Source organism: Ferrimonas kyonanensis DSM 18153 (genome assembly GCF_000425405.1).
In the GTDB taxonomy this organism is placed as follows: domain Bacteria; phylum Pseudomonadota; class Gammaproteobacteria; order Enterobacterales; family Shewanellaceae; genus Ferrimonas; species Ferrimonas kyonanensis.
In genome coordinates this window covers 32,682-52,940 of record NZ_KE384365.1, presented here as the reverse complement: position 1 = coordinate 52,940, position 20,259 = coordinate 32,682, and the positions used below count along the sequence as shown (strand labels likewise).

The following is a 20,259-nucleotide window of genomic DNA, read 5'->3' as shown; positions in this document are numbered from 1 at the left end:
TGACCCCTTCGATAAGCCAGCCGTTCAGTTTCGCTGTTGTGATGGAGAGTGACCTCGCGGTTCGCCATCACAGGATTATTGAAATCCATCATCTGGAATTTTGGCCCCGGTCGGATCCGGGGCATTTTTCAGCGGCAGGATTACCCTCTGTACCCTACATAATAAAAAGCTCAAAAGCTTTAAGAGTGGTAGCCGGGCGATGGGCAGCGTCAAAAAACAAAAAAATAGCCCAATATAATAAAAAGAGATGGGAGAGCCGAAAGGCTCTCCCTTTTTCTTTGCCTGTCTGTTGGTAAACGGCGGGAGTCGTATCCAATATCCCGCCGTTCTATTGTTTGCTGTACGAAACAACCAAGCCAGTATTGGCCGTTGCAGTGACTAGCTGGCCTGATTTTTTACCCACGCCTGCACCTGTTGCTGCAGCACATTCAGGGGAACCGGGCCGTTGGCCAGAATCACATCATGAAAGCCTCGCAGGTCGAACTTGTCACCCAGCTGTTGTTGGGCGTCGGAGCGTAATTGCAGAATCTTCAACATGCCAATTTTGTAGGCCGTGGCTTGAGAAGGCATAACGATGTAGCGCTCGATGGCTTTGACTACGTCGCCTTGTGGGTTGGGGGTGTTGTCGGCCAGGTAGTCGATGGCCTGCTGCCGAGTCCAGCGTTGGTCGTGAATGCCGGTGTCCACGACCAGCCGACAGGCGCGCCATAACTCCATGGCCAAGCGACCGAAATCCGAGTAGGGGTCTTGATAGAATCCCATCTCTTTAGGCAGGTATTCGGAGTACAGGCCCCAGCCTTCGATGTAGGCGGTGTAGCTGCCAAAGCGGCGAAACTTCGGCAGGGCTTGCAACTCCTGGGCGATGGCGATCTGCATGTGGTGGCCGGGGATGCCTTCATGGAAGGCCAGAGCCTCGAGTTGGTAGGTGGGCATGTCCGCCATCTGGTGCAGATTGGCGTAGAAGTAGCCGGGACGACTGCCGTCCGGCGATGGTTGCTGATAGAACGCCTTACCGGCCGACTTTTCCCGGAACGCCTCCACCTGACGCACCTCCAGTGCCGCTTTGGGCTTAATACCAAACACCGAGTCGAGTCGGGCTTGCATGGCATCGAGGTAGTCCTCGGCTTGCTGTAGGTAGGCTTGCTTGCCTTGGGCGTCGTTACTCAGGTAAAACCCAGGATCGGTGCGCATAAAGGCGAAAAACTGCTGCAGACTGCCATTGAAGCCCACCTGTTTCTGGATTGACCGCATCTCTGCGTGGATACGGGCGACTTCAGCCAGCCCCAACTGATGAATTTCGTCGGCGCTCATGCCGGTACTGGTGGTCTGTTTCAGCGCGTGGGCATAGAAGGCCTGGCCGTCGGGAAACTTCCAGGCACCATCGTCGGTGCTGGCCTGCTGTTGCAGCTGTTGTACCTTGGCTATCAATTGTTGGTAACCGCGTCGCACTGGCCCGGTAAGGGCAGAGCTGGCCTGGGCCATTAAGGCGTCATGTTGAGATGGGGCCAGGTTCAAGGCATCGAGCTTGTTGTTGAAATCCTGCCACAATATCGATTCCTGGCCGCTGTCATCGAAGGGAGAGCCCGTCAGGATATTGCGGCTGTCATCGAGCACGTACTCAAACACAAACTTGGGGGCAATGATGCCTTTCTGGCGGCGAATCTCCAATTGATCCACCACCTGAGCGAAACGCCGTTCCATGCCGTTCAGGCGTTGAATGTAGGCCTTGGCATCGTCGGTGTTGTCGATGGGATGGCGATTGATCAGGAACGACGGGGTGGTGGATTGATAGCCGTACATCTGGTTGACCGGGTAGGTGTAGTGGCGCCAGCGGTAGTCGTCGATGTCGTCTTTAAGCTGCTGGGTCAGTAACTGATAGCTTAAGGCGGTCTGGCCGCTAAGCCGGTCCGGATCCAGCTGTTGCAAGGTGGCCAGGTGGCGCTTATTGCGGGTTAGATCCTGCAGGTAGCGCTGCTCGCTGAGATCGTCCCATTGGTCCTGATCCTGTTTGATCCCCAGGTACGCCTGGGAAATAGGATTGGCCATCACGTTTTCCATGAAGATCTGTTCATACAGGGCTTCGGCGCGGGCATTGGCGGGGCTTTGCGGGGTAGCTAAGGGGGTGGTTGCCGAGTGGCGGTGGTCGTCACCATGGGCCAAGGCGGCGGCGCACGTCAGGTTAAGGGCGGCCACAATGGCCAGGGTGGCGTAGGTTGAGGTCGGGGCAAACACTGTGGCTCTCCATGCAGAATGATCCTGTCCCCTTCGAAGCGGGGATAGAGGCATGATGCACTGAGCGCGCAGTGGCTGCGCGCGTAAAGTGTTAGCGTGTTTGAACCTGCATCAAAACCAGAACGTTACTCTGGTAGAAACATTCCTAGCAGTTCATTGAGGTAGCGATGTCCCAGTGTGGTTAGCTGCATCTGCCGTTCGTCAATGCTGATCAGCCCTTTGGCTTGGGCGGCAGACAGGGTATCGATAACCTGAGCCTGGGTCAGCAAGGTGCGCTGGCTCAGTTCTGCCAGAGGCATGGGCTCCATCAGCCTCAGCCGGTTCATGTAATACTCCAGCGCCATGTCGTCGCGGGCGACGTTAGTGTCACTGTCGAGGTAATGGCGTTCAGGGGCCAGGTAACCCTTGGGGTGACGGACTTTGGTGGTGCGCATAATGCGCCTTTCCGCCGGGAGGCTGAGTTTGCCATGGGCGCCACAACCTATGCCCAGGTAGTCACCGAAGCGCCAGTAGTTGAGGTTATGGTCGCAGCGGTAGCCGGGTTTGGCCCAGGCGGAGATTTCATACTGCTGGTAGCCGGCGTCCAACAACAACTGTCGACCCTGTTCGAATATTTGCCATTGCACCTCTTCGTCGGGCAGAGTCGGTGGCTTGGACGCGAACTGGGTATTGGGTTCAATGGTCAGCTGATACCAGGATAGATGGACGGTGTTGTGGGCGATGGCCTGCTTGAGATCGAACAGGGCATCCTCTGTGCTTTGTTGCGGCAAGCCGTGCATCAAGTCGATGTTGATGCGCTCAAAGCCAGCACTGGTGGCCGCTTCGATGGCCGCATGGGCCTGCTTGTCATCGTGGATGCGCCCCAGTCGAAGCAATTTCTGTGGCTGGAAGCTCTGCACACCGATGGACAGGCGATTGACACCGGCACGACGATAGCCTTCAAACCGGCCTGCTTCCAGGGTACCGGGGTTGGCTTCCATGGTGATCTCGGTGTCGGCCCCAAAGCCGACTCGGTTCTGGACGCCCTCTAGCAGCCGGGCTATCTGGTCGCTGTCGATAAGCGAAGGTGTGCCACCACCGATAAAGATACTGTGCAGTTGTCGTCCCTGAACGCCGTCGAGGTCACCCTCAAGATCCTCCAGCAGGGCATCGATGTACTGCTGCTGTGGAATCGGACCTTTACGGCCGTGAGAGTTGAAGTCGCAGTAAGGACACTTCTGCTCACACCATGGAATATGGACATAGAGTGACAGTGGTGGCAACTGCATCATTGAATGATGCCCTTGTCTTTCAGCTCGGCCAGCAGCAACTTCATGGCCTTGCCACGGTGGCTGAGGCGATTTTTATCCTCTGCTCCCATTTCGGCAGCAGAGCGGGTGTCGCCGCGAACCAGGAACACAGGATCGTACCCATGCCCTTGCTCGCCTCGGGCGTGATCGAGGATTTCACCTTCCCAGCTGGCCTGGCAGATGATCGGGGTTGGGTCTTCGGCGTGGCGCATAAACACTAATACGCACTGAAAACGGGCACTGCGTTCCGGCTTGCCTTCCATCTCCTGCAGCAGTTTGCGCCAATTATTTTCCGCATTGGAGGGTTCTCCGGCGAAACGGGCAGAGTAGATGCCCGGCTTGCCATTGAGGGCATCCACCTCGATGCCGGAATCGTCGGCAATGGCGGCAAGGCCTGTGGCCTGAGCGGCATTGCGGGCTTTGATAATGGCGTTTTCGACGAAGGTCAGGCCATCTTCAATGGCCTCGGGAACCTCAAACTCACTCTGGGGGGAGACGCGAATAGGGAAGTCGGCCAGCAGGGTGGCAAACTCTTTGACTTTGCCGGCGTTGCCGGTAGCCAGGACAATCTGTTTCATGGGCTGAATCACTTAAACCAAAGCTCGGACTGGGGATTCTAACCGAGCGTTGGCCAATGCGCGATATCAGTCGACGTAGAACTTCTGTTTGAATTGCAGATTGGTGTCCAGATCGGTGCCGTTTTTGATGTCGAGGCTAAAGGTAAAGGTTTCCTCATTGCGGTGCTCGATCTCAGCAATGTAATAGACCACGTCACCTTCACGAATCTCTTTAAAGCTCAGCTGCTTTTGATTACCGATAAGGTTCTGGGCATAGCCGTTAACGGATACCGGAATTGCCATGGAACCTTGCGGATTATTGGTGTCGTTGACGGTGATGTTCACCAAGCCGATGTAGCGGCTGCGGGTCAGGCCGTAGTTTTTGGCAATCTGCGGAGTTAAGAAGGTGCTGCCAAAGGAGACGTAATGAATGGCGTAGTCCCCCACCTGAACCTTTTGCTCTGCCTGAACGGGCAGGGACAGGGCCAGGCCGAAAACCAGCATTGCACCTAAGCGAGTAAACATAACGAGCTCCTTTCTGTGTATGTCGGTAGTAATACCAGAAGTCGCCAGCGGCCATGAGCCGCTGGCGACTCTATTTATTATAATAGTTGTTCAATGGCTTCGGGGATCTGCCTGGGGCTGTCAATCTGTATCTGTTTGTGACGCCCCAGTTCGCCCTTGCGAATCATCACCTGTCCTTTGGCGACTTTGAACTGCTTGGCGAGAAATTTGGTCAGGTGGGCATTGGCTTTACCATCCACCGGCGGGGCCGTGATGGCGACTTTAAGTTCGTCGCCGTGTACCCCGACCCATTGATCCCGGCTGGCTTTGGGCTGGATGTACAGATTCAGCAGCAGGCCATCGGCCTGCCGCTGTACTGGCCTCAAATGATTCTCCATAGCGGCAGCAGATCACCGAGGAACAGGTTGATGAAGTTCATGCCAATCAGCAGCACCATCACCGACAGATCCAGTCCGCCCATGACCGGAATCACTCGGCGGATGGGGGCCAGCACCGGCTCGGTGATCTGGTGAAACAGAAACTCGATGGGGTTTTGCCCCTGGCTGATCCAGCTCATGATGGCCCGAATGATCAGTACCCAGAACAGCAACATGCCTGCCTCTTTGACCACGCTGATGGCGGCCAGGTAGAAGGTCATCGGATCAAAGGCGGCGCCCTTGATGGCCATCAGTACCAGCCACTTCGCCAACGCCACCAGATAGGCGAGCACTACCCCTGCCAGATCCAGGCTGCCCAGCGACGGAATGATGCGACGCAGGGGGGACAATACCGGGTGGGTAGCTTTGACGACAAACTGACTGAAGGGGTTATAGAAATCTGCCCGGGCCCATTGCAGCCAGACACGCAGAAGCACCACCATCAGGTAGAGGTTAAACAGGGTGGAGATCAAGTAGAGAGTTGCATTCATGGGATGACAATCCGTTTAAAAAATTAAAAAAGTTTGGCCATTTCCTGGGCTCGGTTGACCGCGGCCTGCATGGCTCCGTCGACGGTCTTCCGCAGCCCCTGATGTTCAAAATGTTCGATGGCTTTGGCGGTGGTGCCACCTTTTGATGTGACTCGGGCACGCAGCTCGGCCAGGGACAATTCGGGGTTGTGTTTGACCATGGCGGCGGCACCGACGGCGGTCTGTTCAATCATTTTGCGGGCTTGCTGAGGGGAGACACCCAAGCTGTCGACGGCGCACTGCTCCATCGCTTCCATCATCAGGAAGAAATAGGCCGGGGCACTGCCGGCGCAGGCGATCACTTGATCGATGCCGCTCTCTTCATCGACCCAGACGATCTCGCCCACTGCCGACATCAGGGTCGAGGCCAGGGCCTTGTCCTGCTCAATAACGCCGGGGGCGCCATACAGGCCGGTCATTCCCAAACCCAGCAGTGACGGGGTGTTGGGCATGGCCCGTACCACCCGTACCGGTTGTTGCAGATACTCGGCGATGCGCTCGCAAGTGACGCCGGCGGCAATGGACAGCACCAGAGTCTGGCTGAGATCCAGCTGTTTCAACTGGTCGCATACCGATTTGAGAATCTGTGGCTTTACCGCCAGTACCAGCACATCGGCCCCGGCGACCTGAAGATTGTCGGTGCTGGTTCGAATGCCGAAGCTGTCTTGAAGCTCTTCCAGTTTGCCACGGCTGGGGTTGCTGGCCGCGATGGCGTCGGCGGGATAGCCGCCGTTTACCAGGCCACTGATGATGCTGCGGCTCATGTTGCCGGCACCGATGAATGCGATAGTAGAGGTCACTTTACTTCCTTGCGCCGAAAATTGCGGTACCCAGGCGTACCATGGTGCTGCCCTGCTCGATGGCGGCGTCGAGATCGCCGCTCATCCCCATGGACAGGGTATCGATACCACTAAATCGTGATTTTAGCTCATTAAACAGCTTTTTAACCTGACTAAATTGTTGCCTTTGATGTGCAGGATCGTCGCTGGCCATGGGAATGGCCATCACGCCTCTCAGGGTCAGATTCGGCATATCATGAATCTGTTCGGCCAGTAACATTAACTCATCGGCGGCCACGCCCGATTTGCTGGCTTCATGGCTGACGTTGACCTGAATGCACAGGTTCAGCGGTGGCAATGTCGCCGGCCGTTGCTCCGACAGTCGCTGGGCAATCTTGAGCCGATCGACACTATGAACCCAGTCGAAGTGCTGAGCGATAGGCCGGGTCTTGTTGGACTGAATCGGGCCGATAAAGTGCCAGACGATCGGCAGTTCGGCCAATTGCTGTTGTTTTTCCAGTGCTTCCTGCAGGTAGTTTTCGCCAAAGTGGCGCTGCCCGGCGTCGTAAGCCTGCTGCAACAGCGGCGCCGGCTTGGTTTTGCTGACCGCCAGCAAGGTGATCTGGTCGGGATGGCGATCACTGTTCCGGGCGGATTGTGCAATCCGTTGCTGGGCCAGACTCAACTGGTCTGCTATGGTTGTCATAATTTTCAGCTAATTTCTTGTCAGATAAATGGATATTACTGAGCTTCTTGCCTTTAGTGTAAAACACAACGCCTCCGATCTGCACCTCTCCTCCGGGGTTGCGCCAATTATTCGTGTCGATGGTGAGGTTCGCCGCCTCAATGTGCCTGAACTGGACCATGCCACCATACACAGCCTGGTGTATGACATCATGAATGATAAGCAGCGCAAGGAGTATGAACAGAACCTGGAGATTGATTTCTCATTTGAAGTGCCAAACCTGGCTCGTTTCCGGGTGAATGCGTTTCATCAGGCCCGCGGTGCGGCGGCGGTGTTTCGCACCATTCCCAGTACTGTCCTCAGCCTGGAGCAACTGGATGCACCGGATATTTTCCGTCAGATTGCGTCCTTTCCCCGTGGTCTGGTGTTGGTCACCGGCCCGACTGGTTCCGGTAAAAGCACCACCCTGGCGGCCATGGTGGATTACATCAATGCCGAACGGCGGGATCACATCCTGACCATTGAGGATCCCATTGAATTTGTGCACCAGCCTAAAAATTGCCTGATCAACCAGCGTGAAGTTCATCGCGATACCCACAGCTTCAACAACGCCCTGCGCAGTGCTCTGCGGGAAGATCCCGATGTGATTCTGGTGGGGGAGATGCGGGATCTGGAGACCATCCGTTTGGCGCTGACGGCGGCGGAAACCGGTCACCTGGTGTTTGGTACTCTGCACACCACCTCGGCGGCCAAGACCATTGATCGGGTCGTGGATGTATTCCCGGCGGCGGAGAAAGACATGGTACGCACCATGTTGTCGGAATCGCTGCAGGCGGTGATCTCTCAGGCCCTGGTGAAGAAAGTCGGCGGTGGCCGGGTGGCGGCCCACGAGATCATGATGGGGACACCGGCGATTCGTAATCTGATTCGGGAAGACAAGGTGGCGCAGATGTATTCCGCCATTCAGACCGGAATGAGTCATGGCATGCAGACTCTGGAACAGAGTCTGACCAAGCTGGCCAATCAGGGAGTCATTAGCCGTCAGGATATGATGGCCAAGCTGAACGTCAGTACCTTGTAGGAGTCGATATGGAGATCAACGCCCTGCTGACCGAGATGGTCAGCCGCAAAGCCAGTGATCTGTTTATTACCGTGGGTTTTCCCCCCAGTGCCAAGATCGATGGCGTGATGACGCCGTTGACGGATCAGCCCTTGACCGCAGAGCAGGCGCTTTCGATGGTGGAGGCGGTAATGACCGCCGACACCCGGCAGCAGTTTCATCAGCACCGTGAGGCCAACTTCGCCTACAGCTTTGATGAGCAGTTGGGGCGGTTTCGGGTGTCGGCGTTCTGGCAGCGGGAGTATCCTGGCATGGTGATGCGGTTGATTGAAACCCGCATTCCGACCCCCCAGGAGTTGCATCTGCCGGCGATCATGTCCGAAGTGGCGATGATGAAGCGGGGGCTGGTGATCATGGTCGGGGCCACCGGAACCGGTAAATCCACCTCGCTGGCGGCCATGGTGGGTCACCGTAATGCCAACCAGGCCGGTCACATCCTCACCATTGAAGATCCCATTGAGTTTGTGCATCAACACCGCAAAAGTATGGTGACGCAACGAGAGGTGGGCCTGGACACCGAGTCGTTCGAGGCGGCGTTGAAGAGTTCGCTCAGGCAGGCGCCGGATGTCATTCTCATCGGGGAAATCCGCAGTCAGGAGACCATGGAGTTCGCCCTGGCTTTCGCCGAAACCGGCCATCTGTGCATGGCCACACTGCACGCCAACAACGCCAACCAGGCCCTGGATCGGATCATGCATCTGGTGCCAAAAGAGAAGCACCGCCAGTTGTTGTTCGATCTGTCTCTGAACCTGAAAGCGGTGATGGCCCAGCAATTGGTGCCCAGTGCCGATGGTCAGGGTCGGCGGGTGGCCATCGAGGTATTGCTGAACACGCCAAGAGTGGCGGACCTGATCGCCAAGGGGGAGTTGCATGAGCTGAAGCAGGCGATGGCTGCCAGCACCGAGCAGGGAATGCAAACCTTCGATCAGGCGTTGTTTACGCTCTATCAACAGGGGCAGATCAGCTACGATAATGCCCTGCATCATGCCGACTCCGCCAATGACCTGAGGTTGATGATCAAGTTGCATTCCAAGGAACGGGACAGCAGCAGTAGCCTGGATGGGGTCACCATCGAGTTGGATTAATTCATCAATTGCCGATATTAAGATGAATTATTGCAGTGCCTTAGGTTGTCACAGTACCTTAATATTCATCGACTGATGAATATTAAGGTACCGCCATGGCCAATCGACAGGGTCGACCTGTGGGTGACTCCGATGCCCGCCAGCGTTTGATCGACGCTGCCCGTAAACAGTTTTCCTTTGCCCCCTACGAAAAGGTGTCAACCCGCCAGGTTGCCGAAGAGGCCGGCGTTAATGCCGCGTTGATTCGATACTATTTTGCCAATAAATGGGGCTTGTTCGAAACCATGATGGCGGAAACGGTCGCCCCCATCTCCGAAAAGGTACTGCAGGCGCAGCAGAGTGAGGACTTTGAGTCCATCAGCGTGGTGATGCGCACCTATAACCAGGTCATGTCAGAAAGCCCCTATTTTCCCCGCTTGGTGTATCGCTTGCTGTCTATGGAGGGCTCCGCCGGCCAGGTACAGCAACTGCAGAAACTGATTCATGGTGTGTTTTCCCATGGAGAAAATTTGATGTTTGAGGAACTGGCTGGCAAAGGCGGACTCAAACCCGGCGTCGATCCCGCTCTGGCCAGGCTCAGCTTCGCCAGTTTGATGGTGTTTCCCTTCCTGGCACCGCCGTCGATGTTGAAGGTTCAGGGAATCAAGGTCGATGATGATTTTTACCACCGCCTGGCGGAACACAACATCGCCTTGCTGCAAGCAGGCCTGCTGAAACAACCGGAGTAACCCTACCATGCCCGATACCCTGCTAACTCGCCTTGAGCTCGGCTCCAGATTTGGCCGCTATGCCAGGCGTCATCCGAGACAGCTTGGGGTGGCTGCCATCGCCATCGGTGCACTGGTGCTGGTGTTGGCTATTCAGCTGCGGCCGTCGGCGCCGGTGAATCCGTCAGCCAGTCATGCCCGCCTGGTGGAGGTGATGACCCTGACCAAGGGCAAAGTTTCCCCGCAGGTGAAAGGTTATGGCCGTGCCGCGCCGAAATTGGTGTGGCAGGCATTGTCTGAAGTCAGTGGGGCGGTGGTGTATCGCAACCCGTTGCTGGAAAAGGGCCGTTTTCTGGCCGCCGGGACCGAGTTGGTGCGCATCGACCCGCTGGAGTATGAGCTGGCGGTCGCCCAGGCCGAGGCCGATGTCAACAGTGCCAGGGCGCAATTGGCGAGGCTGGCGCAGCAGCGGGAGAATACCGACATTTCACTGGGAATCGAAAGCAATCGGCTGCAGTTGGCCAGTGAAGAGTTCGTGCGCAAACAAAAATTACAACAGCAGGGGCTGACCTCTCTCTCTGAGCTGGACAATCAGCAGCAGAGCGTACTGTCGCAAAAAAAATTGGTGCAGGAACTGCAGAACCAGCTGGCGCTGCTTCCTGACGACATCAAGGTGGCTAAGGCGCAGTTGAAAGTCAGCGAGGCGAGGTTGCAGGACGCCAATCGCAAATTATCCAAAACCCGTGTCAGCTTGCCGTTTGATGCTCGCATCGCCCAGGTAGGGGTGGAGTCCGGTGAAGTGGTCAGTAATGGCCAGATGATGGTCGAGGCCGATGGCTTGGAGGTGATGGAGGTGGAGGCTCAGGTTGCCATCCATGATCTCATCACCCTGATGAAAGGGCAGCGCCTGCCATTGCCGGAGGGACAGCTGCCGGATGTGTCCAGATTAAACCTGGACGCCAGCGTTATGCTGCAAAGCGGTCAGTTTGAGGCTCGGTGGCCGGCGACGGTTGCCCGCTTCAGTGAGGCCGTGAACCCGGCTCAAGCTACCGTTGGGGTGATTCTGGAGGTGAAACAGCGTTATGGCGAGGGTAAACCCCGACCGCCTCTGACCAAGGGGATGTTCGTCGAAGCCAGGTTATCCGGAGTGGCGGCGGAGCACTTTCTGGTGCCGGAACACGCACTTCGGGGCACCGACCTGTATCTGATGGATGATCAGCAGCGGCTGTTGATTAAGCCGGTGACGGTGTTGTTCCGCAGCGGCACCCAGGTGGCGATCAGTGGCGACCTGGAGCCGGGAATGAAGGTGGTGGTGAATGACCTGATTCCGGCTGTTGCCGGCATGTCTTTGAAAGTGGTGCAATCATGATTGCCTATTTCAGTCGTCACCCCACTGCCGCCAACCTGCTGATGGCGGGCATTATGCTGATAGGTCTGCAGGCCCTGCCCGGTATCAAGCGGGAGACCTTTCCCGAGTTTGACCCAAAGTACATCAGTGCCTCTGTCGCCTATCCCGGGGCGTCGCCCATGGAGGTGGAGGAGAGCCTGTGCCTGCGAATGGAAGACGCGGTAGATGGTATCGGTGACATCATCGAGACCAAGTGTTCGGCCCTCGAAGGCGCCGCCACCCTGATGCTGAAGCTGGATGACAACGCCGAGATCAGCCGTAACCTGGTGGATGTCCAGACCCAGATTAATGCCATCAAAGATTTTCCCGCCGACATTGAGCCGCCGGTCGTGCAGCAGTTTGAGTGGACCGAACCGGTGATTGATGTGGCCATCAGTGCCGATCTGCCGCCGCCGCAGCTTAAGGCCTACGCCGAAGATCTGAAACGGCGGATTAAACTGGATGCGGATGTGGCACTGGTGGAGGTCAAGGGGTTTTCCGATCACCAACTTCGGATTGAGCTGCGCCAGGCCCAGGTTCGTCAGCTGGGACTGTCGGTAAAGGAGATTGCCGACAAGGTGGCACAGCAGAACGTGCAACTTCCCAGCGGCAGCATTGAGACCGACCAGAAAAACCTGCTGATTCGTTTCGATGAGCGACGGGTAACGCCTCAGGGACTGGGTGAGTTGGTGGTGGCCTCGGATGACAGCGGTGCCGTGGTCAGGTTGAAGGAGATTGCCACAATTACCGACAGGTTTGAGCTTGATGAGGCCAAGATTGATTTCGATGGCCACCCGGCCGCGGTGCTGACCATCAGTAAGAATGAAGCGGAAGATGCCCTCAAGGTCAAAGATAGGGTGGTGGACTTCATTGAGCAGGAGCGCAGCCGCATTCCCGATGGCATCACCTTGAGCCTGACCAATGATCTGTCGTCGTTATTGTGGGATCGGCTGACCATGATCCTCAGTAACGGCTACCAGGGCATCATCCTGGTGTTTCTGGTGATGTGGCTGTTCTTTTCGTTGCGGTACTCGTTTTGGGTGGCCGCTGGCTTACCGGTTGCCTTCCTGGGGGCCCTGTTCCTGATGAGTGTCTTTGGCATCTCCATCAACATCATGACTCTGGTGGCTTTGTTGATGGCCATCGGCATCATGATGGATGACGCCATTGTCCTGGCGGAGTCCATTGCTGCCCACATCGACCGGGGCATGGAGGTGGATCAGGCGGTGATCGCCGGTGTTAACAAGGTGATGCCCGGGGTGGTGTCGTCGTTTTTGACCACGGTGTGCGTCTTTGGTGGATTGCTGTTTCTGGACGGTCAGATGGGGGCGGTGCTGTCGGCGATTCCGGCGGTGTTGATCATGGTGCTGAGTCTGTCTCTGATCGAGGCGTTTCTGATTCTGCCCAACCACCTGGGGCATTCGTTGCACAAACAGCGGCAGGAGCGTGAAGCGACCGGAGTGCGTCGCCGTTTTCAGGATGGCTTTGAGCATTTCCGCAACCATCGACTGGTGCCGGCGGTGCGCTGGGCGGTGGCGCGCCGTTACGCCTTTGTGGGCTCGATCATCGGCCTACTGCTGGTCTCATTTGCCCTGGTGGCTATTGGCGCAGTGAAGTTCATTGGCTTTCCCGAGCTCGATGGCGATGTGGCCGAGGCCAGGTTGATTTTGCCACCGGGGTCGACGTTGAAGCAGACCGAAGCGGTGGTGGATCGAATAACCGCTTCGGCGGCCGAAGTGGCCGAGCGTTTTACCCAGGAACAGCAGGAGCCGCAGCCGCTTTTGCGTCACACCACGGTACACTACAACAGCAATCAGGATGCCGGTGAGAGCGGCCCCCACGTGGCGACCGTCAGGCTGGATATGTTATCTGCGGAAGTGCGAAACACCCGCATCGACGAGTTTATCGATGCATGGCGTCAGCACACCGGTGAGCTGGCGGCGCCGTTGGCGTTGTCATTTCAGCAACCGAAAATGGGGCCGGGCGGCCGCGACATAGAGTTGCGGTTTCAGGGCGATGACCTGCAACAGCTAAAGCGGGTGTCGGTTCAGGTACAGCAGTATCTGGGCCAGTTTGATGGCGTGACCGGGTTGCTGGATGACATGCGTCCTGGTAAGGAAGAGATTAAAGTCAGCCTGCGTCCAGGCGCCGAAACCTTTGGGGTCGACGGCAACCTGATCGCGGCGCAGTTGCGGGCAGCATTTTTCGGTCAGAATGCCGACATTGTTCAGGTTGGACCGGAAAATATCGAGATTCAGGTGCGACTGGATAAGCGCCAGGCCGGTGACATTGATGCCCTGAGCCGGTTTCCGGTGCTGGTGGCCGAGGGCAGCCAGATTCCTCTGGCGGCAGTGGCAAACATCGAGTTTCAGCGCTCGTTCGTGCGGATCCAGCGCATCGATGGTCTGCGTACCATCACCGTGATGGGCAACATCGATAACAGCAAAGCCAATGCCGCGCAGGTGCTGACTCAGCTGCGGCAGGAGTTTTGGCCTGAGGTGAAGCAGCACAACCCGGGTGTCAGGTTGGTGGTGGAAGGTGCCTCTAAGGACTCCCAGGAAACCTCCAGTTCCATGCAGCGCGGCTTTATCATCGGTTTGTTCGGCATCTTTGCCATCCTAAGCTTCCAGTTTCGCAGTTATCAGGAGCCACTGGTGGTGATGTCCGCCATTCCCATGGCTCTAATTGGGGTGATCTGGGGCCACGCCTTGCTGGGTAAGGACCTGTCGATGCCTTCGATGTTGGGTTTTGTGTCCCTGGCTGGTGTGGTGGTCAACGATTCCATCTTGCTGGTGCAGTACATTCGCCACCACCTGGAAGCGGGAGAGGAGATCTACGAAGCGGTGGTGCAGGCCAGTCGCGAGCGCTTTCGGGCGGTATTTTTGACCTCACTGACCACCGCCGTGGGCTTGTTGCCGCTGTTGTTGGAAACCAGCTTGCAGGCCCAGGTGGTGATTCCCATTGTCATCTCCATTGTGTTTGGGATCTTTGCTTCAACGCTGTTGGTGCTGTTTATGATTCCCGCCGCTTACGCCATCCTGGCTGATCTGGGCTGGGTGAGACAAGCTGACGCGGCTGGCTAGCCCCGGGAGGCCCTTGTAGGAGATCGCCCTTTTTCGAGTAGGAAAAGGGCGGCGCCCTATTTTTAAAGCTGTTGATGTTTAAGTATTAGTTCCTGCCATTTTGTCATTGATTGGTGATTTTTTTTGAGGCCAGATCTTGGCGTTATTGGCCCTGGCTGACTAAATTTACACTTGCCGATCTGCCCGCGTTTCACTCTAATAAATTCCGCCGCAGAGGGGAGAACCCCGATGCAGAGGCGGTCAATTCTATCGTCGTTGTACGCCACCTGCCGTGGTGGCGCTGTCCGCAGGATGCGGGCTAGGCTCTGGGTGCAACCGGTTTATCGGAAATAGGCTGTGGGAGGGCTCCCGCCTTGAGATAAGAGGTGCAAGGATGCAACGGATTTTTGCTCGGCCACTGAAGTGGCAATTGACCCTGGTGTTTGCTGTGATCATGGCGGCGGGTACCGTCATTAGTTGGCGTCTGTCGGAGATGGGATTGCGTCTCGACGATGCCAGTGCCAACCTGGTGCAGCACAAGATTCCCGAATTAAACCGAATTCATCAATTGAGGTATCAGGTTCTGGAGCTCAAAGGGCTGCTGGTGGATGCCGAACAGGCGGGCATTAGCGTCGGCTTGCAACAGCAGATTGAGTCCACCGCCCAGCACAGCACTCAGTTGCTGGCCGAGTTACAGCAGCAGCAACACCGTGCGGCCCTGTTTCAGGAGCTGCAACTGGCGTCATCGCAGCTGCGCCAGTGGACGGCCTCACCCCAAAGCGCAGAATCCCTGCCTCAGTTGGCTGAGATCAGTGAGCTTTTGTTGTCAGTGCTTGATGGCGTCGATCTGGGGCTGATGAATGATGCCGGTGATTATCAGCAACTTGTGCATACAGCGACCGAAGGGGCCACGCGCCTGGTGGTGCAGTTTTTGTTGCTGTTGTGGCTGGCCATTGCCTTGATCGCCTTCCTGTCGTTGATCTTCTTGCGGGAGCATCGTCGCCGCAAGCGGCTGAGCATGTTCCCCGAACACAACCCGGATCCGGCTCTGGCCTGTGACTATCAATTGACTCTGACTTACCACAACCCGGCCTTTGATCGCTTAGCGGCTGAACTGGGCTTTGACTGCGCCAAAGAGATGTTTCGCACCTTGCTTGAGGCACTGAATTATCGCGACAGCCTGGAACCGATGAAGGAACACAGGCTGACATTTTATGGCCGGACTCTGGCGGTGACAGTGGTGATGCTGGATGAGCTGGAGCGGATCCATATGCACATAAAAGATGTGTCCGAGGCCCAGCAGGTACAGGAATTGATGGAACATCGCAGTAACCATGATTTTCTGACCGGGTTGCCGAACCGGCGTCGTTTCGAGCATGACATCGACTATTGGCTTACTCACCAGAGCTGTGAACTGGTGGTAGGCATGTTGCATCTGGACCGGTTTCAACGGGTGACTTCCGCAGTGGGTTTTGGCGGTGGTGACGGTGTGTTGATACGGGCCACCGAGATTCTCAGCAATCAACTGCAGAAACTGTCATTGCCGGATCAACCCATCGCGTTGTATCGCTTCGAGTCGACGCGGTTCGCCATGCTCTGGGTCGGGAGTCACCGCCCGGAAGCGGTGTCTCGCCTGGCGGAAAAGGTGAAGTCGTCGTTTCAGCAACCCGTGGTGTGCGGTCGCAGTGAGCGGCAGTTTTTCTTCTCGCTCAGTCAGGGATTCTCCTCGACCACAAGTTCCATTCGCGATGCCGGCAGTCTGATTCGGGATGCGGATTGCGCCGCCAGCCGGGCGGTGCATGAGGGTGGAGACCGGGTCCGTTTCCACTCCGAAGCCCAGAGTCAGAAAGAGCAACGGAAACTGAGGTTGGAGCAGGATCTTCGATATGCGCTGGAGCGCAATGAGCTCAAGGTGTATTACCAGCAACAGTGTTGTGAAAGTGAATTCATCAGTGCTGCCGAGGCGCTGTTACGCTGGCAGCACCCCCAGTTGGGGATGATCCCACCGGATGAGTTTATTGAACTTGCTGAGCAATCGGGTCAGATCATTGAGATCGGTGAATGGGTGCTTCAGCAAGCCTGTGAGCAGGTGAAAAGCTGGAATCGAGAAGGGCGGCGCATGGGGGTGGCAATCAATGTATCGGTGAAGCAGTTGGTGGTGCCACAGTTTGTGGATTCGGTGAAAGAGGTGCTGGCGCTGACCAAGGTGGATCCGTCGTTGATCGAGTTTGAGCTGACTGAATCGATGCTGATGGAAAACCTCGAGGCCGGCAAGCAGGCGATGCTGAAGATCAAGGCGCTGGGTGTGCGCTTTGCCATCGATGATTTTGGAACCGGTCACTCATCGCTGGCGTACCTGTCTCAACTGCCTTTCGATGTGCTTAAGATTGACCACAGTTTTGTCAAGCAACTGCCACGGGATCCGCATTATTGCAAGGTGACTAAAGCGATTCTCAGTCTGGCCAAGAACCTGGGACTGACGGTCGTTGCCGAGGGCGTCGAGCATCAGGATCAGATGCGCTGGTTACGTCAGCATGGCTGTGATTTGATGCAGGGCTACCTGCTGGGCAAACCGGTTACGGTACCGGAGTTTCGGAAGTTACTGGCATTGCAGCCGGTGGTGCATTGACCAAGCGGCGGTTGGTTTGACCTTGTTACCTGGCTTGGGATAGCGTCGCTGCCTGATCGTGCTCAGAAAAGCAGCTACGGCATTTTCTATTTTGATTTCAGCCACTTTAGATTATGAGGCCAGGGTTGCCACTTTCGGCGCGCAAATCCCGTCATTGAGTTTCAGTCACTGAAAGTTGTTGCTGACAGAGTTTTCTGGCTCGAGGCGGATTTTGAGTTCTCGATCGCCTATTTCTGCAGCTATGAGTGGTTGATCATAAAGGATTAAGTTGAATTAATGTCTGTTTGAAAGGGAATGACGGCGTTGTTAGACTGCCAGACGGCTCGATGAGGGTCACATTTGCCAGGATGCAGAACGTGATCAGGGGTGAATTTTGGCCCCGGGGAGTGAGCTGTAACGACTGGTGGTTGCTCAACTAATCCCGCTGTGGAGTGTCACAATGACCAAAATTGTAATCGTTGGCGGCGGCGCCGGCGGCATGGAGATCGTTACCAAGCTGGGACGAAAACTGGGCAGAAAAGGGAAGGCGGAGATCACCCTGATCGATCGCTGCGATCATCATATCTGGAAGCCGCTGCTGCATGAACTGGCCACCGGCAGCCTCGATGAGGGGCTGAACGCACTGGACTACCGCATGCACGCTTCTCAAAATGGCTACCGCTTTGAACAGGGAATGCTGGCGGGGCTCAACCAGATCGACCGGCAGGTGATACTGGCGCCGATGCTGGATGAGTTTGGCACCGAGATCCTTCCGGAGAGAAAAATCGGCTATGACTATCTGGTGATCGGCGTCGGCGCAGTGACCAATGATTTTGGCATTCCCGGAGTGCAGGAACACTGTGATTTTCTGGATCTGACCGAACAGGCGATGGCGCTGAGGAAGAAGATTCGTCACCGCTTCTTACGTTACGCCAAAGAGCACAATGTGGAGCAGGAGCACTTTGAAATCTCCATCGTTGGCGCCGGCGCGACCGGGGTGGAGATGGCGGCCGAGATGCATCATGCCGCGGATACCCTGAGAGGTTACGGTTACGACATACGTGAAGACCTGTTGCAGGTGAACCTGATTGAAGCCACAGACCGGGTTTTGCCTCGTATCGACAAGCCACGCATTTGCGATGCCGTGGCCAAAGAGTTGGCCAAGTTGGGGGTGAGGGTGAAAACCGATACTCGCATCAGTGAAGTGACCCCGGAGGGGATGCATACCGCCGACGGTCAATTCATTCCTTCGGACATGGTGTTGTGGTCGGCTGGGGTCAAGGGGCATCCATTCCTCGCCACCTTGGGTCTGGAGGTCAATCAGGCGGATCAGATCATGGTTCACCCCAGTTGTCAAAGCCTGAGCAATGATCGCGTCTTTGCCTTTGGCGATTGTGCGGCCTGTCCCCAGGAGGACGGCAGCTGGGTACCGCCACGGGGTCAGACTGCCCGGCAGATGGCGCTGTTGGTGGGGGACAACATCGAAAAGCTGATGGCGGATCCCCGGGCCAAGCTGGCGGGGTATGTGTATAAGGATCTGGGATCCTTTGTGAACATGTCCAAGTTCCATACCGTGGGGAATCTGATGTCCTTTGTCGGCGGTGGCATGACGGTGGAGGGAAAGATGGCGCGGCTGGTCTACACCTCATTGTATCGACGCCACCTGATCGCCCTGCATGGTGTCAGCAAGGGGTTGCTGTTGATGTCGCTCAACGGCCTGCAGCGCATCATGCGACCGGAGCTGAAGTTGCACTAGCAGCCAAACCAAAAAAAGGGAGCCCAGGCTCCCTTTTTCTTTGTCAGATTCTCAGCCCTGAGGGGGCACGGTCCGCGGGCGGCCCGATTCGGTGATGGCGACATAAGTGAAAGTGCCTTCGGTGACGCAGTAGCGATCTTTTTCGCCTTTGAGCACCGGTTTGGCCCAGACCTCCAGGGTGAGGGTCATGGAGCTGTTGCCGACTCGGGTACACTGACCATGGACACAGACGGCATCACCGACACCGACGGGCTTGTGAAAGGTCATGCCGTCCACCGAGACCGTACAGATGCGACCGCGGGCAATCTCCTTGGCCAGCAGGCCGCCGGCCATGTCCATCTGAGACATGATCCAGCCCCCGAAGATGTCACCATTGGGGTTGGTGTCTGCTGGCATCGCCAGGGTTCTGAGCAGCAGTTGGCCGCTGGGTTTTCGATCTGAATTCACTATGAGTTTCTCGCAAAAAAGGCCTTTATCTGGACAATCACCTTATCCAGATCGCTTCGTTCAATGTCTTTGTGGGTCACCAGGCGCAGGGTGTTGGCTGCCGAAATCCGAATCCCCTGTTGCTCCAGGTGTTGCTGTAAGGCTTTCGGGTCGTACGCTGGGTTGAGGGTAGCAAAGACCATGTTGGTTTGCACCGCAGACAGATCCACATTCAGCTCGTCCAGTTGCGTCAACTCTCGGGCAAGATGGCTGGCGTTATCATGGTCGATGCTGAGGCGCTCCACCTGCTGTTCCAGCGCTAGCTGTCCGGCTGCCGCAATAATGCCCGCCTGGCGCATGCCACCGCCGAGCATCTTTCTAAGGCGTCTGGCCTTGGTGATCAGGGCTTCGTCACCGATCAGCAGTGACCCAACCGGCGCGGCCAGACCTTTGGACAGGCAGATGGTCATCGAATCAAAGTGCTGACTGATGCGGGTCAGGGGTACCTGTTGTTTGACGGCGGCATTAAACACCCGGGCGCCGTCGAGGTGGATCTTCAGGCCATGCTCAAAGGCAAATGACTGCGCATCAGCCAAATAGTCCAGCGGCAGCACTTTGCCACCGATGGTGTTTTCCAGGCTGATCAGCCGGGTTTGGGCAAAGTGGCAATCGTCGGGTTTAATCTGGGCTGCCAGCTGCGACAGGCACAGGCTGCCGTCTGGCTGATTGTCGACCGGTTGTGGTTGGATGGAACCCAGGACGGCGGCACCGCCAGCTTCGTAGCGGTAGTTGTGTGCCTGCTGGCCACACAGATACTCATCGCCGCGCTGACAATGGCTCATCAGGGCCAGCAGGTTAGCCTGGGTACCGGAGCTGGTGAACAGCGCCGCTTCAAATCCGGCCATCTCGGCAGCGGACTCTTCCAACTTATTCACGCTGGGGTCGTCGCCATACACATCGTCACCGACCGGCGCGCTGGCCATCGCCCGGCGCATTGCTTCAGTCGGCTGAGTGACCGTATCTGATCGCAAATCAATCATGGTATTTCCTACTGCAGTGCTGGGTAAAAATTGCGCTCACTGTAGCAGCTTGATG

At 56.6% G+C, this 20,259-nt stretch carries 17 protein-coding genes; 7 read left to right on the top strand and 10 right to left on the bottom strand.

The window, feature by feature from the left end; genetic code table 11:
• Nucleotides 1–378: 378 nt before the first annotated feature.
• The 8 genes from H598_RS0117650 to H598_RS0117615 form a co-directional block, all read right to left on the bottom strand.
• Nucleotides 379–2,232, bottom strand: a complete 1,854-nt coding sequence (locus H598_RS0117650) for a DUF885 domain-containing protein (RefSeq protein ID WP_035416178.1) — start codon at nt 2,230–2,232, stop codon at nt 379–381.
• A 125-nt stretch (nt 2,233–2,357) separates the two neighbouring features.
• A complete protein-coding gene (gene hemW, locus H598_RS0117645; protein WP_028114185.1) occupies nt 2,358–3,503 on the bottom strand; it encodes a radical SAM family heme chaperone HemW in 1,146 nt (381 codons plus the stop codon).
• Nucleotides 3,500–4,099, bottom strand: a complete 600-nt coding sequence (gene rdgB, locus H598_RS0117640; RefSeq protein ID WP_028114184.1) for an RdgB/HAM1 family non-canonical purine NTP pyrophosphatase — start codon at nt 4,097–4,099, stop codon at nt 3,500–3,502. Before rdgB ends, hemW begins: the two co-directional genes overlap by 4 nt.
• A gap of 66 nt (nt 4,100–4,165) precedes the next feature.
• The gene (locus H598_RS0117635; RefSeq protein ID WP_028114183.1) at nt 4,166–4,603 is read right to left on the bottom strand and encodes a DUF4426 domain-containing protein; all 438 of its coding nucleotides are present in this window, start codon (nt 4,601–4,603) and stop codon (nt 4,166–4,168) included.
• Nucleotides 4,604–4,680: 77 nt separating this feature from the next.
• Nucleotides 4,681–4,968 (bottom strand): DUF167 family protein YggU, encoded by a 288-nt coding sequence (yggU, locus tag H598_RS0117630; RefSeq protein ID WP_028114182.1) that lies wholly within the window; start codon nt 4,966–4,968, stop codon nt 4,681–4,683.
• Entirely contained in the window at nt 4,965–5,510 is a 546-nt protein-coding gene (locus tag H598_RS0117625; RefSeq protein ID WP_028114181.1) for a YggT family protein, read from the bottom strand. Before H598_RS0117625 ends, yggU begins: the two co-directional genes overlap by 4 nt.
• Nucleotides 5,511–5,533: 23 nt before the next feature.
• On the bottom strand, nt 5,534–6,349 hold the full coding sequence (gene proC, locus H598_RS0117620) for a pyrroline-5-carboxylate reductase (protein ID WP_028114180.1): 816 nt from the start codon (nt 6,347–6,349) through the stop codon (nt 5,534–5,536).
• A 1-nt stretch (nt 6,350) separates the two neighbouring features.
• A complete protein-coding gene (locus H598_RS0117615) occupies nt 6,351–7,034 on the bottom strand; it encodes a YggS family pyridoxal phosphate-dependent enzyme (protein ID WP_028114179.1) in 684 nt (227 codons plus the stop codon).
• Nucleotides 7,035–7,062: 28 nt separating this feature from the next.
• Between H598_RS0117615 and H598_RS0117610 the strand changes: the two genes are divergently transcribed.
• From H598_RS0117610 to H598_RS0117580, 7 genes are all read left to right on the top strand, one after another.
• Nucleotides 7,063–8,094 (top strand): type IV pilus twitching motility protein PilT, encoded by a 1,032-nt coding sequence (locus H598_RS0117610; protein ID WP_028114178.1) that lies wholly within the window; start codon nt 7,063–7,065, stop codon nt 8,092–8,094.
• Nucleotides 8,095–8,102: 8 nt separating this feature from the next.
• Entirely contained in the window at nt 8,103–9,218 is a 1,116-nt protein-coding gene (locus H598_RS0117605; RefSeq protein ID WP_028114177.1) for a PilT/PilU family type 4a pilus ATPase, read from the top strand.
• A gap of 95 nt (nt 9,219–9,313) precedes the next feature.
• Nucleotides 9,314–9,946: a TetR/AcrR family transcriptional regulator gene (locus H598_RS0117600; protein WP_028114176.1), complete on the top strand. Its 633-nt coding sequence runs from the start codon at nt 9,314–9,316 to the stop codon at nt 9,944–9,946.
• Nucleotides 9,947–9,953: 7 nt separating this feature from the next.
• Nucleotides 9,954–11,294, top strand: coding sequence for an efflux RND transporter periplasmic adaptor subunit (locus tag H598_RS0117595; RefSeq protein ID WP_245595617.1), 1,341 nt, complete (start codon nt 9,954–9,956; stop codon nt 11,292–11,294).
• Complete coding sequence (locus H598_RS0117590; protein WP_028114174.1) at nt 11,291–14,395, top strand: efflux RND transporter permease subunit; 3,105 nt, start codon at nt 11,291–11,293, stop codon at nt 14,393–14,395. The genes H598_RS0117595 and H598_RS0117590 overlap by 4 nt, the downstream gene beginning before the upstream one ends.
• A gap of 373 nt (nt 14,396–14,768) precedes the next feature.
• Nucleotides 14,769–17,003, top strand: coding sequence for a putative bifunctional diguanylate cyclase/phosphodiesterase (locus tag H598_RS0117585; RefSeq protein WP_028114173.1), 2,235 nt, complete (start codon nt 14,769–14,771; stop codon nt 17,001–17,003).
• Nucleotides 17,004–17,442: 439 nt separating this feature from the next.
• A complete protein-coding gene (locus H598_RS0117580; protein ID WP_028114172.1) occupies nt 17,443–18,738 on the top strand; it encodes an NAD(P)/FAD-dependent oxidoreductase in 1,296 nt (431 codons plus the stop codon).
• Nucleotides 18,739–18,789: 51 nt separating this feature from the next.
• On the opposite strand, the gene yciA is transcribed toward H598_RS0117580, so the two are convergent.
• Both yciA and ltaE read right to left on the bottom strand, forming a co-directional pair.
• Entirely contained in the window at nt 18,790–19,185 is a 396-nt protein-coding gene (yciA, locus tag H598_RS0117575; protein WP_281171325.1) for an acyl-CoA thioester hydrolase YciA, read from the bottom strand.
• Nucleotides 19,185–20,204, bottom strand: a complete 1,020-nt coding sequence (gene ltaE, locus H598_RS0117570; RefSeq protein ID WP_028114170.1) for a low-specificity L-threonine aldolase — start codon at nt 20,202–20,204, stop codon at nt 19,185–19,187. The genes yciA and ltaE overlap by 1 nt, the downstream gene beginning before the upstream one ends.
• Nucleotides 20,205–20,259: the final 55 nt, after the last annotated feature.

Bases quoted from the DNA above. Each gene is read 5' to 3' on its own strand.
- hemW (WP_028114185.1), bottom strand. From the start codon at position 3,503: ATGATGCAGTTGCCACCACTGTCACTCTATGTCCATATTCCATGGTGT.
- rdgB (WP_028114184.1), bottom strand. From the start codon at position 4,099: ATGAAACAGATTGTCCTGGCTACCGGCAACGCCGGCAAAGTCAAAGAG.
- H598_RS0117635 (WP_028114183.1), bottom strand. From the start codon at position 4,603: ATGTTTACTCGCTTAGGTGCAATGCTGGTTTTCGGCCTGGCCCTGTCC.
- H598_RS0117625 (WP_028114181.1), bottom strand. From the start codon at position 5,510: ATGAATGCAACTCTCTACTTGATCTCCACCCTGTTTAACCTCTACCTG.
- H598_RS0117615 (WP_028114179.1), bottom strand. From the start codon at position 7,034: ATGACAACCATAGCAGACCAGTTGAGTCTGGCCCAGCAACGGATTGCA.
- H598_RS0117610 (WP_028114178.1), top strand. From the start codon at position 7,063: ATGGATATTACTGAGCTTCTTGCCTTTAGTGTAAAACACAACGCCTCC.
- H598_RS0117605 (WP_028114177.1), top strand. From the start codon at position 8,103: ATGGAGATCAACGCCCTGCTGACCGAGATGGTCAGCCGCAAAGCCAGT.
- H598_RS0117600 (WP_028114176.1), top strand. From the start codon at position 9,314: ATGGCCAATCGACAGGGTCGACCTGTGGGTGACTCCGATGCCCGCCAG.
- H598_RS0117595 (WP_245595617.1), top strand. From the start codon at position 9,954: ATGCCCGATACCCTGCTAACTCGCCTTGAGCTCGGCTCCAGATTTGGC.
- H598_RS0117590 (WP_028114174.1), top strand. From the start codon at position 11,291: ATGATTGCCTATTTCAGTCGTCACCCCACTGCCGCCAACCTGCTGATG.
- H598_RS0117585 (WP_028114173.1), top strand. From the start codon at position 14,769: ATGCAACGGATTTTTGCTCGGCCACTGAAGTGGCAATTGACCCTGGTG.
- H598_RS0117580 (WP_028114172.1), top strand. From the start codon at position 17,443: ATGACCAAAATTGTAATCGTTGGCGGCGGCGCCGGCGGCATGGAGATC.
- ltaE (WP_028114170.1), bottom strand. From the start codon at position 20,204: ATGATTGATTTGCGATCAGATACGGTCACTCAGCCGACTGAAGCAATG.